General features: G+C 29.6%; 15 protein-coding genes and 1 rRNA gene. 8 read left to right on the forward strand and 8 right to left on the reverse strand.

What is annotated here, in order from left to right:
• Positions 1-130: 130 nt before the first annotated feature.
• Entirely contained in the window at positions 131-1747 is a 1617-nt protein-coding gene (gene pyrG, locus NJU99_RS14480) for a CTP synthase (RefSeq protein ID WP_254576619.1), read from the forward strand.
• The gene (gene recJ / locus NJU99_RS14485; protein ID WP_254576620.1) at positions 1747-3312 is read left to right on the forward strand and encodes a single-stranded-DNA-specific exonuclease RecJ; all 1566 of its coding nucleotides are present in this window, start codon (positions 1747-1749) and stop codon (positions 3310-3312) included. Before pyrG ends, recJ begins: the two co-directional genes overlap by 1 nt.
• On the opposite strand, the gene NJU99_RS14490 is transcribed toward recJ, so the two are convergent.
• Together NJU99_RS14490 and NJU99_RS14495 are read right to left on the reverse strand one after the other, a co-directional pair.
• A complete protein-coding gene (locus NJU99_RS14490; RefSeq protein ID WP_254576621.1) occupies positions 3307-3894 on the reverse strand; it encodes a FlgO family outer membrane protein in 588 nt (195 codons plus the stop codon). The two genes, recJ and NJU99_RS14490, sit on opposite strands and share 6 nt — an antisense overlap.
• A gap of 8 nt (positions 3895-3902) precedes the next feature.
• The gene (locus tag NJU99_RS14495; RefSeq protein WP_254576622.1) at positions 3903-4619 is read right to left on the reverse strand and encodes a FlgO family outer membrane protein; all 717 of its coding nucleotides are present in this window, start codon (positions 4617-4619) and stop codon (positions 3903-3905) included.
• Between the two features lie 125 nt (positions 4620-4744).
• Between NJU99_RS14495 and NJU99_RS14500 the strand changes: the two genes are divergently transcribed.
• Genes NJU99_RS14500 through NJU99_RS14520 form a run of 5 tightly spaced genes read left to right on the forward strand, consistent with a single transcriptional unit; the run spans position 4745 to position 10841 of the window.
• A complete protein-coding gene (locus tag NJU99_RS14500) occupies positions 4745-5491 on the forward strand; it encodes a UDP-2,3-diacylglucosamine diphosphatase (protein ID WP_254576623.1) in 747 nt (248 codons plus the stop codon).
• Positions 5481-6239 carry a patatin-like phospholipase family protein gene (locus tag NJU99_RS14505; RefSeq protein WP_254576624.1) on the forward strand — a complete coding sequence of 253 codons (759 nt, stop codon included), beginning with the start codon at positions 5481-5483 and terminating at the stop codon, positions 6237-6239. The genes NJU99_RS14500 and NJU99_RS14505 overlap by 11 nt, the downstream gene beginning before the upstream one ends.
• A gap of 39 nt (positions 6240-6278) precedes the next feature.
• Positions 6279-9848 (forward strand): DNA polymerase III subunit alpha, encoded by a 3570-nt coding sequence (gene dnaE / locus NJU99_RS14510; RefSeq protein WP_254576625.1) that lies wholly within the window; start codon positions 6279-6281, stop codon positions 9846-9848.
• Positions 9848-10567, forward strand: a complete 720-nt coding sequence (gene surE, locus NJU99_RS14515; protein ID WP_254578107.1) for a 5'/3'-nucleotidase SurE — start codon at positions 9848-9850, stop codon at positions 10565-10567. The genes dnaE and surE overlap by 1 nt, the downstream gene beginning before the upstream one ends.
• Positions 10568-10577: 10 nt before the next feature.
• Positions 10578-10841 carry a hypothetical protein gene (locus NJU99_RS14520; RefSeq protein ID WP_254576626.1) on the forward strand — a complete coding sequence of 88 codons (264 nt, stop codon included), beginning with the start codon at positions 10578-10580 and terminating at the stop codon, positions 10839-10841.
• Positions 10842-10863: 22 nt separating this feature from the next.
• On the opposite strand, the gene NJU99_RS14525 is transcribed toward NJU99_RS14520, so the two are convergent.
• The 4 genes from NJU99_RS14525 to moaC are packed head-to-tail and all read right to left on the reverse strand — an operon-like array spanning position 10864 to position 13685.
• Entirely contained in the window at positions 10864-12180 is a 1317-nt protein-coding gene (locus NJU99_RS14525; protein WP_254576627.1) for a M99 family carboxypeptidase catalytic domain-containing protein, read from the reverse strand.
• Complete coding sequence (locus NJU99_RS14530; RefSeq protein ID WP_254576628.1) at positions 12152-12922, reverse strand: D-alanyl-D-alanine carboxypeptidase family protein; 771 nt, start codon at positions 12920-12922, stop codon at positions 12152-12154. The genes NJU99_RS14525 and NJU99_RS14530 overlap by 29 nt, the downstream gene beginning before the upstream one ends.
• Before the next feature lie 3 nt (positions 12923-12925).
• Positions 12926-13189, reverse strand: coding sequence for an HP0495 family protein (locus NJU99_RS14535; protein ID WP_254576629.1), 264 nt, complete (start codon positions 13187-13189; stop codon positions 12926-12928).
• Between the two features lie 16 nt (positions 13190-13205).
• Entirely contained in the window at positions 13206-13685 is a 480-nt protein-coding gene (moaC, locus tag NJU99_RS14540; protein WP_254576630.1) for a cyclic pyranopterin monophosphate synthase MoaC, read from the reverse strand.
• A 115-nt stretch (positions 13686-13800) separates the two neighbouring features.
• Between moaC and rpsU the strand changes: the two genes are divergently transcribed.
• On the forward strand, positions 13801-14013 hold the full coding sequence (gene rpsU, locus NJU99_RS14545) for a 30S ribosomal protein S21 (RefSeq protein WP_254576631.1): 213 nt from the start codon (positions 13801-13803) through the stop codon (positions 14011-14013).
• 34 nt (positions 14014-14047) lie between these two features.
• Here rpsU and NJU99_RS14550 read toward each other — a convergent pair whose 3' ends face one another.
• Together NJU99_RS14550 and rrf are read right to left on the reverse strand one after the other, a co-directional pair.
• Entirely contained in the window at positions 14048-15958 is a 1911-nt protein-coding gene (locus NJU99_RS14550) for a sensor histidine kinase (RefSeq protein WP_254576632.1), read from the reverse strand.
• A gap of 287 nt (positions 15959-16245) precedes the next feature.
• Positions 16246-16361: ribosomal RNA gene (gene rrf / locus NJU99_RS14555) — 5S ribosomal RNA — on the reverse strand.
• Positions 16362-16372 lie beyond the last annotated feature (11 nt).

A 16372-nucleotide genomic window follows, 5' to 3' on the forward strand; every position in this document is an offset into this window, starting at 1 on the left:
ATCTTAAAAGTTAGCTAGAAGCTAGCTTTTAAGTAACTCACATAAGCCTAGCTTAACTTATCTATCAACAAACTTTAGCTAAAATCGCGAAATATATTTATGACTATTTAATTTAATTGGAGTATTTTTAATGACTAAATTCATCTTTGTAACTGGTGGGGTATTAAGTTCACTTGGTAAAGGTATCACTTCTGCATCTGTTGCAACAATCTTAAAACAATCAGGGTTCAAAGTAAGTATGCTTAAAATTGACCCTTACTTAAATGTTGACCCTGGAACAATGAGTCCACTAGAACATGGGGAAGTTTTTGTTACTGCTGATGGTGCTGAAACTGACCTTGACCTAGGAAACTATGAAAGATTTATCGACACAACATTAACTGCTAAAAACTCTTTTACAACTGGACAAGTTTACCAAAGTGTAATTAAAAGAGAAAGAGAAGGGGGATACTTAGGTAAGACTATTCAAGTTATTCCTCATGTTGTTGATGAAATCAAAGATAGAATCTATGCAGCTGCAGATGAAAAAGACTTTTTAATCATCGAGCTTGGTGGAACAGTTGGTGATATCGAAGGTCTACCATTTATGGAAGCTATTAGAGCTATCAGACATGAAAAGCCTAAAGATAAAACTATGAACATTCATGTAAGTTTAGTTCCTTATATCAAAGCAGCAGGTGAGCTTAAAACAAAACCAACTCAACACTCAGTTCAAGAGTTAAGAAGAATTGGTATCACTCCTCATATGTTAGTTTGTAGAACGGAAAAAGAGTTACCTAAAAACTTAAAAGACAAGTTAGCATTATCTTGTGACATAGATAGAAATGCAGTTATTGAAGCAGGTGATGCGCAATCAATCTACCAAGTTCCATTACATTTTATTAAAGAAGGGATTTTAACTCCTTTATCAGATCACTTCAATATAAAATTTAAACCAAACATGGAAAGATGGGATACTTTAGTTAAAAATATTTTAGTTCCAAAAGATGAAGTTACAATTGCATTTGTTGGTAAATACTTAGATTTAAAAGAGTCATATAAATCATTAATTGAAGCCTTAATTCATGCAGGTGCACACTTAAATACAAAAGTAAATATTCACTGGTGTGATTCAGAAAAAATTGAAGACATAGGTGCATATGAAGTTATTGGAAATTCTGATGGTATTTTAGTTGCAGGTGGATTTGGACACAGAGGTGTTGAAGGTAAACTTAAAGCTATTAGATATGCTAGAGAAAATAAAGTTCCATATTTAGGTATTTGTTTAGGTATGCAACTTTCAGTTATTGAGTATGCTAGAAATGTATTAGGTATAGAAAATGCTAACTCAATTGAATTTGATGAAAATACACAAGAACCATTAATCTACTTAATTGATGAATTTATGGATCAAAGTGGTAACAAACAATTAAGAACTCATAAATCACCAATGGGTGGAACTATGAGACTTGGTGAATATCCATTTGAGCCATTAAAAGGAACAAATCTTCAAAAAGCTTATGGAAATGAAGAGATTTACCATGAGAGACATAGACATAGATATGAAGCAAATCCAGCTTATAAAGAAAAATTAGAAGAAGCAGGTATGATTATTTCTGGACAATCAAATGGTTTAATTGAAGCTGTTGAAATTAAAGACCATCCATGGTTTGTAGGTGTACAATTCCACCCTGAATTTACATCACATTTAGAGACTCCGAATCCAATTATTTTAGAGTTTGTTAAACAAGCAAATAAAAAAGACTAATGTCTAAAATTACAAAAAATAGACTTTTTGAAATTCTATCAGCAAGACATGTGGATAATCCTTATTCACGTCTTGCTGACATCCCCTCACCAAATAACTTTAAAGACATAAAAAAAGCTTCAACTAGAATAAAAGAAGCTGTACTAAACAATGAAACTATTACCATAGTTGGCGATTATGATGTTGATGGAGTAGTCTCAACTACTATTATGTTAGACTTTTTTAATAAAGTTGGATACAAAGTAAATCACATAATTCCAAATAGATTTGTACATGGCTATGGTTTATCCCCAAAAATAGTTGATATGATTGATAAGGGCTTAGTTATAACAGTTGATAATGGTATCTCAGCAGTTGAGGCAGCTAAAAAGCTTCAAGAAAAAGGCATTGATTTAATCATAACAGATCACCATACAGTAGGGGAACAATTACCACCAGCAATAGCAATTGTAAACCCAAAACAAGCAGATTGTAATTTTGAGTTCAAAGATATTTGTGGTGCTCAAGTTGCTTGGTATTTATGTGCAGCAATTAAAAAAGAGTTAAATCTAAATATTAATATGACGGATTTTTTAGACCTTTTAGCTTTAGCTATCGTTGCTGATATTATGCCAATGACTGCACTTAATTATACAATGGTAAAGCAAGGTCTAAAAAAAATCAAAAGCTCACAAAGAGAAGCCTTTAAAAAACTAAATGAAGTTATGAGTAAAGAAGCCTTAGTATCCGATGATATTGGCTTTTTCATTGCTCCAAAGATAAATAGTGCAGGAAGAATGGATGATGCCTCAGTAGCACTATCTTTTTTACTTTCAAATAGCTCTTTTAGTGCAAATGAATCTTTACAATTATTAGAAGAGTTAAACAATTACAGAAAAACTTTACAAGAAGAGATTTCTCAAAAAGCTTTAAATGCTTCAAAAAAAGAAGACAATGCTGTTGTTGTTTGGGGTGAAGATTGGCATGAAGGTGTTATTGGTATTGTTGCTTCTAAAATGTCAAACCATTTCAAAAAACCTGCTTTTATCTTCTCACTAAACAATGGAATTGCAAAAGGAAGTGCAAGAGCAAATGCAGACATAAATCTATATGATTTAATCACAGAAGCAAAACATTTATTATTAGGCTACGGTGGTCACAAAAATGCTGCTGGTTTATCTATGAAGCAAGAGAACCTAGAAGAGTTTAAAGCTATCATAAATAAACAATTAGAAGATAAAAAAGATAAGCTACATATTGAACCTAAAACATTAGGTGAATTAGATGTTTCATCTGTTGATTTAGAGTTTTTATCTATTATTGAACAGTTTGAACCATATGGTCTACAAAATCATAAACCAATCTTTAAACTATCAAATGTAAACTTAGTAAAATATGATTTAATAGGAAGAGATAAAAACCACTTAAAACTTACACTTAATAGTGAAGGTGTTATATTTGAAGCTTTAAAATTTAATGATAGTAATACGAACCTATCAAATACACTTGATATTATTGTATCAGTAAATAAAAATGAATTTAGAGGAGAGCTAAGCGCTCAGTTCTTAATCCAAGATATTTTATAAAACTACTCTTGGTCTAAGAACAATACTTCTTTTTTCTTCACCCTCTAAATCTAAAATCTCTTGATCTATTGATGTTCTTTCATGGGAAGAGGCTAAAATATTTCCAGTTTGAACATCAATCAATTTTATAAAGATATTTAAACTTCTAGTTGATATAGAGTAAGTTCCAACAACAGCATACCTAGCTTTTGAAACCTCATCAGAGATGATCTTATTTTTATCTCTAATAAGCATATTAAAACCTTGCTGTCCTAACTGAAACTCTTTTCCAAAGATTACTTCTCTTACAACTATATCTAAAGACACAAGTTTATCTTTTAACATATTTGAAAGTAAAAAACCTAATTGTGATTTATTTTCTAAGTCTTGTATATTCACAAAATCAGAAACTAATACAACTTCTTCATAAGCTACATTTTTTTTAATCTTTACAGCTGATTCATCAACTAGTTTTGATACTAGTGAGTGAAAGTCATTTGCACCATCAATTGGAATTTTATAGTATGAACATGAAGTTAGAAAAAGAGTTAAAAAACTAAGAAGTAAAATACTTCTTAAGCTTTTAAAATAAGAGGGTTTCATTTAGATTGTTATTCTTTTACGATTTTTACAGTTCTTGCAGGTCTACAATCATTGAACATCATACAATCATTTGCTCTTCCATGATGATAAGTAGATCTAGCACTTGTGATAATTCTTCCTGTGATGTTATCGATAACTCTTGCGTTTAATATCACTTTTTTGTATTGTCTAGAGTAAGTACCAACTACAACATAAGTATTTGGTGTTTTACCTTTCATTTGTCTAACTTTTCTAGTGATAAAATATTCACCATTATTATCAACAGATACAGCTAATTGACCTCTAAATTCGATTATATTAAAACCTTTGTTTGAAAGCTCATTAATTAAACTTTCACTTACAATTCTACCAAATTCAGTTGTTTTTTTAAATTGGTCAAGTCTTACAAAAGAAGTAATTATTACAGGTTTATTTGTTGCAAGTTTTTGATTTCTCATCATTTGTGTTGCTAAAGAGTTAATAGTACCTTCTAAAGTATACTGCTTTGTTACAAATCTTTCTTGGTCATTTGCAATTTTTAAGTACTCTTTAGTAACTTGTACTTCATCATTTGTTTGTTGAAGGTGGTTAGTGCTTAGATTAGCACTTCCTGAATTATTATTTATTGATTGACCTTTTACATTGGCTAGTTGTTCTTTTTGTACAATCGTTTGATGTATTTGACACCCCGAAAATAACATAGCAGCTGCGGCTAATAAACAAGTCTTTGCAAAAGTTTTCAACATAAAATTCCCCTTAGTATAATTGTTTAAATTTTATTTAAATCTAGCTTACAAAATCTTGAAGAATACCCTAAATATCAATTTTCTTTTGTTATTCAATTGTAATCAAAGTACTCTAAAATTCGAATATGAAATACAAAAGCATCTTTATATCAGATATTCACCTAGGAACAAGGTTTTCTAAGGCAAAAAAATTATTAGATTTTTTAAAACACAATGAGAGTGAAAACCTAATTTTAGTAGGAGACATTATAGATGGTTGGGCTATAAAAAGAAAATTTGTATGGCCTCAAACTCACTCAGATGTTATTCAAAAAGTTTTAAAAAAAGCCAGAAAAGGGACAAATGTACACTTCATAACTGGTAACCATGATGAGTTTATAAGACCCTTTGTACCACTTGTTTTAGGAGATTCTTTAAATATCTCCAATGAACTTGATTATAAAGGAATTAATGGCAAAAAGTATTATATTACCCATGGAGACTTTTTTGACTCTATTACCATGACTAAAAAATGGTTAGCAATTCTAGGTGATTATGGATATGATTTGCTGTTATACTTAAACGCAGCATTAAACTTCACAAGACAAAAACTTGGAATCAAAAAATATTGGTCTTTATCAAAATATGTAAAAGACTCAGTTAAATCCTCAGTTTCATTTATAAACGACTTTGAAAGCGTTTTATCAAACCACGCAAAAAATAAAGGATATGATGGTATTATATGCGGACATATCCACAAAGCTGAAATAAGAGATATAGATGGGATAGAATACCTCAACTGCGGTGATTGGGTCGAGAGTTGTACTGCTATAGTTGAAACCTTTGATGGAGAGTTTAAAATAATAGATTGGTTAGATAAAAATGATAAATAATTTGAGTTTAGCTCTTGGTGGAGGTGCTGCTAGAGGCGCTTTTCATTTAGGGGTTCTACACTTCTGTGAAGAACAAAATATAGACATTAAAGCCTATAGCGGCTCATCAATTGGAAGTATTATAAGTGCTTCTCATGCGAGTGGGATTCCTGCAAAAGAACAACTAAAAATTTTTGGAAGTAAAGATGTAAGACAAGCTTTAAAATTTAACTATTTTAGAAATGGTTTACTAAAAATTGATTCCTCAAATAAGATTATAAAAGAGTTATTACCAATAGAAAAACTTGAAGATATTCCAAAACCTGTTTATGTAAATGCCTATGATATAAAAGAAAAAAAGCTTCACTACTTTAATAATGGTGATACTATAACTTTATGTATGGCTTCATCTGCCTTAGTTCCTCTTTTTAAACCTGTAAAATATAAAGGTATGCACTTAATAGATGGGGGTTTATTTGATAATGTTCCTATCAAACCTTTATTAGAAAAAAATTATCATATTTTTAGTGTAGATTTATTTCCAAAATCTAGCAAACAAAACATCAAAAGACTTAACCCAATTAAAACAATTCATAAAAAACTTTTTAAACAGTTATATGAAAATCATGCCCACTCAATTGCTCATACACACCAGTATTTAGGAAGTCCACATATTAGAGGTTTTTCTTTGTTCACTTTTAAAGAACTTGAAGAGTGTTTTAATCTTGGTTTTAAAGAGGCTCAAAATCATTTTTTAGATATAATATAAACTATTAAAAAACAAAAATTATTTTAAAAAGATTATATTATGTCTGATACACCACAATTTACACATTTACATTTACATACAGAATATTCACTACTAGATGGTGCAAATAAAATTAAACCCCTAGCTAAAAAAGTAAAAGATCTTGGTATGACCTCTGTTGCCATGACTGACCATGGTAACATGTTTGGAGCAATTGACTTTTACAATGCCATGAGAAAAGAAGGTATTAAACCTATCATTGGAATGGAAGCTTATATTCATAACTCAGAAGAGTTAGGAGATAAGACAAATAGACAAAGATACCACTTATGTTTATATGCAAAAAATGATACAGGATATAAGAACCTAATGTACCTAAGCTCACAAGCTTACATGCACGGTTTTTATTACTATCCAAGAATCAATAAAAAGCTTTTAAGAGAAAATAGCGAAGGTCTAGTTTGTTCTGCTGCTTGTCTACAAGGTGAAATAAACTGGCACCTAAACTTACAAAACGAAAGGAATGTAAGAAATGGTGCAAAAGGTTATGAAAGGGCAAAAGAAGTTGCCTTAGAGTACAAAGATATTTTTGGGGATGATTTCTACCTTGAAATTATGAGACATGGAATTGGTGACCAACACTTTGTTGATGACCAGATTTTAAGAATTGCACATGAAACTGGAATAAAAGTAGTTGCTACAAATGATACACACTACTTAAATCCAAAAGATGCTGATGCACATGAGGCTTTTATGTGTATTGCAATGAATAAACTTTATGATGATCCAAATAGATTAAGACACTCAGTTCATGAGTTTTATTTAAAATCCCCAGAACAAATTGCAAAACTATATGCAGATATTCCAGAAGCTATTGAAGCAACACAAGAAATATCTGATAAGTGTAATTTAGAGATAAAACTAGGAAACCCAACTCCTCCAAACTTTAAGTTTACAAGAAATAAACTAGAAGAACAAAATGTAGAAATTCCTTTTCCAGAGGAAGAATATTCACTTGAAAATGATAAAGCTTTATTTATTTATGAGTGTTGGAAGGGTTTAGAAAAAAGACTTGAAATAGTTCCTGCTGAAAAACATGAAGAGTATAGAGATAGACTTCAAGTAGAAATTGATATTATCAACAACATGAAATTCCCAGGATATATGCTTATTGTATGGGATTTTGTTATTGTTGCAAAACAAATGGGAATTCCAGTAGGACCTGGTAGGGGTTCTGCTGCTGGTTCACTGGTAGCATATTGTTTATTTATTACGGATATTGATCCTATGCCTTATGGTTTACTTTTTGAGAGATTCCTAAATCCAGAGAGGGTATCAATGCCCGATATTGATATGGATTTCTGTCAAAGTAGAAGGGGTGAGATTATTGACTATGTTGTTCAACAATATGGTCGTGCCAATGTTGCTCAAATTATTACCTTTGGTAAACTTCTTGCAAAAGGGGTAATTAGAGATGTTGCAAGAGTACTTGATATGCCTTATGCAAAAGCTGATGCAATGGCAAAACTTATTCCTGATGAACTTGGTATTAATCTTACTGATTCATATGAAAAAGAACCAAAAATCAAAGAACTTTGTGACTCAGATCCACTATCAAAAAGAGTTTGGGAGTTTGCTCTAGCATTAGAAGGACTAAATAGAAATGCAGGTACTCACGCAGCAGGTGTGGTTATCTCAAATGAGCCTTTATGGAAAAAAACACCTTTATTTAAACCTTCAGGACTTGATACTTTAGCCACTCAATATAATGGTAAGTATGTAGAAGATGTTGACTTAATTAAATTTGACTTCTTAGGTCTTAAGACCCTTACAGTTATTGAAGAAGCAAATAAATTAATTGAGAAAAGACATGGAAAAAGAGTTGATTTCTTAACTACAGATGTAAATGATAAAGGTGTTTATGATCTTATTCAAACAGGTAATACAATTGGGTTATTCCAAATAGAATCCGATGGTATGCAAGACTTATGTAAAAGACTAGCTCCTTCAAACTTCGAGGATATTATTGCCGTTCTAGCCTTATATAGACCAGGTCCAATGGAGTCAGGAATGCTTGATGACTTCATCGATAGAAAACATGGTCGAGCAAAGATTGACTACTTTCATGATGAGTTAGAACCTGCACTTAAACCCATATTGGAAACGACATACGGAGTTATTGTATATCAAGAGCAAGTTATGCAGATTGTACAAAGTATTGGTGGCTTCTCACTTGGTGGTGCGGACTTAGTTAGACGGGCTATGGGTAAAAAAATTAAAGAAGAAATGGACAAACTTAAAACAGAGTTTGCCGATGGTGCTCAAGAAAAAGGTTATACAAGAGCTTATGCAGAAGAACTGTTTGACCTTATTGTAAAGTTTGCTGGATATGGATTTAATAAATCTCACTCAGCAGCCTATGCCCTTGTAACTTTCTATACTTCTTATCTTAAATGTTATTATCCATCTGAGTTTATGGCAGCACTACTTACTCTTGAAAAAGATAATACAGACAAAGTTGTAAAGTATGTGGATGAAGTAAAAAGATTAGGACTTGATTTATTCCCACCTGATATTAATAAATCAGATTTAGTTTTCTCTGCTAAAAAGCTAGATGAGGAAGAAGAAGTAGTAATGTTTGGTATGGGAGCAATTAAAGGTGCTGGAGATATTGCCATTAACTCAATTCTAAAAGAAAGAAAAGAAAATGGAGAGTTTACTAGTCTTTCCAATTTTATTTCAAGAATTGATGGAAGCAAAGTAAATAAAAGAGTAATTGAATCACTTATTAAAGCAGGTGCTTTAGATGGTTTCCACTATACAAGAAAAGCCATGCTAGATCAAATTGAGCAAATAGGTGAAGCAGTTGGTAATGTAGCAAAAGCTAAGAAAATGGCTGTTGGCTCTTTATTTGGAGATAGTGAAGAATTAACTTCTGTTGAAATCCAATTAGAAGAACTACCAGAGTTTGACAATAAAGAGCTTCTTGAACTTGAAAAAGCTTCTTTAGGTTTTTATGTATCAGGTCACCCACTTGATGATTATAGAGAGCAATTAGATCAAATCAAATATACTTTATCATCAGAAATTGATGAGATTGCTGATGGTTCACAAGCTTTATTTGTAGGTAAAATAGAGAGTATTACTGAAAAGATTTCTAAGAAAGGAAATAAATTTGGTATTGCTTCAATCATGGACTTACATGGAAATATTGAGCTTATGATGTTTGAAAATAGACTAAAAGAGCTTGAGGATAACTTCGGTATTGATTTAAGAAGTCCAAGTGACTCTGAACCAATAGCTTTTAAAGTAAGAATTTCAAAAGACGAAAACTTTACAAGAATGAACATCTTAAAAATAGAAAGTCTTCAAGATGCAAAAAGAGAAAAAGTAAAAACAAAACAAGTAGAAAAAATAGAACCACCTTTAACTGTAGCTATTCCCTTTGATGATAAAGATGATGTAATGTATAGGTTATTTGATATTATTGCAAACAATCAAGGAAGAAGAGAGTTTAAGGTACTTGTTAAGTCAAAACTTGCAGATATTGAACTAGAAACAGGTTTTAAAGTAACTTCAAATGTAGAAAATTTAATCAAACAAATAGAAGGAGCATATGTAGTAGCATGATGAAAAAACATATTTTACTTACAAATGATGATGGCTTTGATGCCATTGGACTAAAAGCTTTAATTGAGGCTTTAAGCCCAATTGCAAAACTAACAATAGTTGCTCCTGCTAAAAATAAATCAGCATGTGGTCACTCATTAACTTTAGATAGACCTCTAAAACTTGACAAAGTTGATGATGACTTTAGACCTGATTTAGTAATAAGTGGTATTAATATTGGTGCAAATATGGGAGAAGATATCACATATAGTGGAACAGCAGCAGGAGCAATGGAAGCTGTACTTCAAGGAGTTCCTTCAATTGCTATTTCACAAGTTTGTAGAAACAAGTGTCTTGATATAAAAGATGGCTGGGATTTTGCTTTAGCAAAACAAACTATTGCCAAATTAGCATCAAAAATACTAAATAATGAGTTCCCATTAGATGAAAGAAAGCTATTAAATGTTAATATCCCACCTATCAAACCCGATGAATGTGAGGGTATAAAAATCACAAAAGCTGGATATAGAGAGTATGGAAATGATACACATAGACATCTTAATCCAAGAGGTGAAGAGTATTACTGGATTGGTTTACACCCTTTAATCTGGCAAGAAAGCTCTGATAAATCATGTGATTTTGAAGCAATAAAAGCAAATTATGTATCAATAACTCCAATAATGCTTGACTTAACATCTTATAAAGATATAAACACATTAGAAAATTGGATAAATAAGTAAAAGGAAAAAAATGAACTATACAGAAGCTGTTTTTAAACATATTGATAAACTAGTAGGTGTATTAAGACCTGAAGATGAAATCAAAGATGTATTAAAAAGAAAATTTACAAAAAAAGAGTTTAAAACTTTTGTAGCTTTTGAAGAAGGTAAATCTTTGGAAGAAGTAGCACAAATCGTAAAAGATGAAGAAGAGAGAGTTGAAAAACTTTATAAAACTGCTTGTAAAAAGTTAAATCAAGAGCTTTTCAAAAAAGAACTTGTATCTTTCGACTAATTAAAAAATAGAGTTTAAAACTCTATTTTTCAAATCCTAAAAGAACCATCCCTATAAACTTATCTTTTTTATAGAATTCTATTCTAAATAAATCCCCATCTTTATCAACTGAAAATCTTTTTTGAATTTCATTTTTATTTACAAGAACTCCAACTTCACTATTTAAAGATTTATTTACATACCCAATGATATTCACTCTTAAATCATCAATAGGCTCAATTAAAAAGCTTTCTTGCGCATAAACTATGTCTCCAAGTTTTACACTTTTTTTCTCTCCATCAATCGTAAAATTAATATCTCTATCATCTTTTACAACTTTGATATAATCAGGATGAAGTTTTGCTAACTTTCTATTTCCATAATGAATAACATACTCTTTACCTTGTTTAACTATGGTCATTAAAGGATTTGAGGGAGTGAACTCTAAGATACCATCTTTGTTAATTGGAAAATACTTTAAAATACTTCTAACCTTACTAAGTGGAAGTTTAATTTGTTCATCATAAAAAGAAATATAAATATCATGGTCAATTACATTTTTAATAGAAGCAGTAGTAACCTCAAATTTTCTTTCAAACTCTATTCCCATAATATCCATATATGCTTCAATAGCTAAAAGGTGATAGTAAACTCTTTCATGTAATGGTAAGTCTTTACTAGCTTCATTTGCAAAAGCAGCTTTTTTATTGTTTATTGCAAAATAAGTAAGAGTTTTTTCCATCTCTTTATCACCCTGTCTTGTTTTTGTGTTTTTTACACCATAAACATCTTTTTGTCTTAAAAGCTTTTCATTTATACTATTTACCACTTTTGTTGAAATTTCTTGGAGGTTACCATACTTAGGAATATCAAGTTTTGATTGATCAATAATAGAGCATTGTCCCCATCTTTTAGGTGAATAGAGATTATTAATATGGTTTTTTCTATAGTAACCACTTCCATCATGTAAATTAAGTATTAACTTAACCTCGGGAGCTTTTATATACTTTTTTATACGTTGAATTGTTTCATAATCAGGATCAGAAGAAGAAAGATCAGCAAACTTTCTATTCATATCCCCATAAGGACCTCTTGATCTTTTAATTATTGAATAAAAATTAAGATTTGGAATAACCCAAACAGAACCTTTTTTAATATCATAATGAGTTGCTATTAAAGATGCCGCCATAAATGCCCCAGGTTCATCACCTTGAATACCTCCAATTAAAAGAAGAGTATTATCGTCTAATTCACCTTTTTTGATAAAATCAAAGTCGTATGTTTGAACTTGTGCATATAAATTTTGAATTAGTATAAATATTATAGAAATCTTAAACAGTCGTAATATGCCAAGGTTCATACCTTACACCATCCTTATTATTAATTGTGTATCTAACATCAACATATTTTAATGATCTAATTTTCTTGAATTCATCAGTTAATGCAAATCTTGATGTAAAGTTTGCATGACCAAAACCTCTTTTACCTACATCAAAATCTCCAACAAAATGATAAGTATAAGCAGGAGGAGCTAAAGAAATTGCAGCAATTGTAATATTTCCATTTACAGAAGCAATTTTATCAAAGAATAGTTTTGTTTGCTTCATAACACTTCTAATTCCAGAAGTTAAGGTAAGTGTACTTCCAATGTCATCTACCATATCATTATAAGTTTCTAAAGGTTTACCCTTAAAAAGATAGTGACCTGTTCTAGGAACTTTTACAATCTCTTTTTTGTTTATTTCATCAGTAATACTATTTGTAATTCTTTTTCCATAAAAGCCATGTGAAGAAGGATTGTAATAAAACATAAACTCTAAAAACTCTAACTGGGATTTTGTAAATTCCCCAATATTAGAAACTCTCTTTGCTATTTTTAAAGCTTCATCAAATCCTAAAATATTAAAATTTCCATAGCCAACATGTCTTTGAATAAGATTTAGCTTTCTTCTTATTTCTTGAAAATCACTTTCATCTTTTTGTTCTACGTAAAAATATGATGATCTTATTTCAGGAGGTTCAAAAGCTAATAAGTCCTTAGCAAAAAATGCAGAAGTAACTATTCCAGCTTTCGAAATATTTAGAAAGTCTCTTCTATTCATAATCTATAAAACCATTTTTATATCAGAATGATTTCCAAGGTTTTCATATAAACCTGTTCTATCATCGTCACTATGTACAAGTAATTCTAAAGTATAACTTTTAAATTTACCTTTTTTACTGACCTTTGATTCTTTTACACTATGTTCTCTTTGAGAAATCACATCTGTAAGAACTTTTTTGATACTAATAGTTTCTAATACAACAATTTTGTACTTCCAGTTACAAGGATAATCTAACTTTAGTTTTTCTTTATTTAAATCAATCATTTAACCTCCTTTATACCTATTTCTCATTTCTTGAAAAGTCACCACTTTTACCACCAGACTTCTCTTCTAATTGTACTTTTGAAATAACCATTGATTTATCAATTGCCTTAACCATATCGTATATTGTAAGTAAACCAACACTAACACCTGTTAAAGCTTCCATTTCAACACCTGTTTGACCATTTAACTTTGCAGTTACAATAAGCTTAAATCCAGGCAATTCAGGTAATTCATTTACGTCACAATTTATACCACTTAAAAGAAGTGGATGACACATAGGAATTAAATCACTTGTTTTCTTTACACCCATAATTGCAGCAATTACAGCTGTCTGAATAACAGGACCTTTTTTTGTATTATTTTCCATAATAGCATTATATGCTTCTTGACTCATAGAAATCTCACCTGAAGCAACTGCTATTCTTGTAGTTTCATTTTTATTTGAAACATCGACCATTTTTGGTCTATTATTATCATCTAAGTGTGTTAAATTCAAAATAGTACCTTCTTTCTTAGTATATTTATTATATTCAAACTTTAGTTAAATTGAAATTAAGTATATTTTAAATATAATGCACGTCTAAATTAAAAAGAAAGTAGGTGAACTTTACATGCCAGGCATTAAAGTAAAAGAGAGCGAATCTTTTGACGAAGCGTACAGAAGGTTTAAGAAACAATGTGATAGAAATCTTATTGTTACTGAAACTAGAGCTAGAAGATTTTTTGAGCCAATGACAGAGATCAGAAAAAAGCAAAAAATCAATGCTAGAAAGAAAATGCTTAAAAGATTATATATGCTTAGAAGATATGAATCTAGGTTATAAGAATTCGTTCTTTCCGATAAAAAAGGTCAGTTGTTTACAACTGGCCTTTTTTTATGGGTAATTTAATCTCAAAACAAGCACCAAAATACACTTCATTTTTATACTCAAAATTACAATTATGAACTTTAATATCACCATAAAAATGTTTTGTAATAATCTCTTCACTCATAAATAAACCAATACCAGTACCCTGAGCTTGATGTTTAGTTGTAAAGTATGGTTCAAATACTCTATCTATTATCTCATTTGGTATTCCACCTGCATTATCTTTAATAGATATATTAATTAACTCTTCATCTTTTGTAATATTAATTAAGATCAACTTATTATTTTGCTTTTTAAAAGCATCAATTGCATTATTTACAATATTTATTATTACTTGAATTAATTCATTTTTTAAAGCTTTATATTCGTAATCTATAGAATCAAATATCAATACAATATTTTTATTTTTTAATTTGAGAGAAATAATATCAATACTATCTTGTACAGCAGTTTTAATATTAAAGTTTTTTTCTTCTTTTTCATTTTTATAAAAATTTCTAAAATCATCAATAGTTTTAGAAAGATATATAGTAGATTTCATAATTACAGCAACCGTATCATTTATACTATTTTCATCTAATATTTTATAATCATGTTTTAGTTTTAATCCACTTGCAGCTGTTGAAATTACAGATAGGGGTTGTCTCCACTGATGGGCAATATTTTGAAGCATTTCTCCTAAAGAAGCCATTTTAGATTGTTGGAACAGTAATTTATCTTTTTCATGATTTGATTTAATTTCATCTTCTATTTTTCTACTTATTAAATCAAATTTATTTTTTAAATACTTTACATTATATAAAATAGTAAAAACTAATATAGTAGTAATAATAATACTAATTAATATGATTTTAAAAGCAAGTTCTCTATTCTCATCTTCAAGTTTTTTTTGATTAAATGAAATAGTCTCATATAAATCGTTTTTATAAAAACCTTTTCCAACTACCCAATTCCATTTATCAAGACCTTTTATATATGAAGTTTTATAAATATTCTTTTTATATAAACCTAAAAAATCAGAAGAATAAGTAATATATCCATCACCCCTTTTAGCTATTTCTATAATTGATTTAAGATTGTATTTATCTCTATGCTCTAAATCATTAATATTACTTTTCTTCAAATCTTCATTTGGATGAAGTAAAACATTACCTTCATGATTTAAAATAAAAATATAATTGCCTGTTTCATAATCAAAAGTAGAAAGATATGTTAAAACTTTTTGTTTAATTACACTTTCAAAATCATCTATGTAATCACCAGTTCCAACATACATATCAAGTTCTTTTATATACTTATTGAAAGATAACTTTTTATATTGTGTTTTACTAGAACCAGGCTTGTACCACCACCAGTGCATAAACTCTTCTTTTCCATCCTTTAAAGAATCAATAATCGATCTAGTAATGTACTTACCTCTTTTATCTTTAATATCTAAAAAAGAACTTCCTTCAAGGCTTTTTTGAATAGGAAGAAGTACACATTCCCCTTGCATACTATAAATATAATAGTAACCTCTACCATCATTAAATCTAACATCTCTTAAAGCATTTTTAATAAGCTTTACTTGTTCATCTTTACTCAAATGTGGATTATTCTTAATAATACCATTGATAACCATATATGCTTCATTTACTCTGTTTTTTAGATCTTTCTTTAATCTTTCTTCTGTATTATTATATTCATATTCAATATATTTAATTACATTATTAACTTCATTATATATTTTCTCTCTACTATCTTTTAAGTAACTTTTTTTTAATTCAAAAGATTCTTCTTCAAATTTATTTTGATTCTCATATATTATATATGTAGTAATAATAATTGATAATAAAATTATCAAAAGAGGAGGAAAAATAGTTAGTACATTTAAAACTTTATAAATAGATCTTTTTAACAAGTATTACCTTAAAAAATTAGATAAAAGACAATTTCTTTTATATATTATATTAAAATAAAATAAAAAAGGGATGATAAAAGAGGAGAAATAATAAAAAGAGAAGAGTTCTTAGAGCGATGGTACAGTTGCATATAAAGTAAATAAGAAAGTAATAGGAAGAAGAATAAAAGAATATGTAAAATAAAAATAGAAGAATGGGGGCTAAAAAATTCAGCTAAAAAAAAGCTTCTATCTAAAGGAACTTTAGAGAAGTTCAAATAGATAAAAGCTTAATAAATATACTCAAGAGCTGGCAGCGGCCTACGTTTCCACAAGTGAAACCTGCAGTATTATCAGCGATGAAGTGCTTGACTTCCAGGTTCGGAATGGGGCTGGGTATTTCCACTTCTCTGTAACCACCAGCAATATGAGTAT

Origin of the sequence: Arcobacter roscoffensis (assembly GCF_024267655.1) — a bacterium.
In the GTDB taxonomy this organism is placed as follows: Bacteria; Campylobacterota; Campylobacteria; order Campylobacterales; family Arcobacteraceae; genus Arcobacter_B; species Arcobacter_B roscoffensis.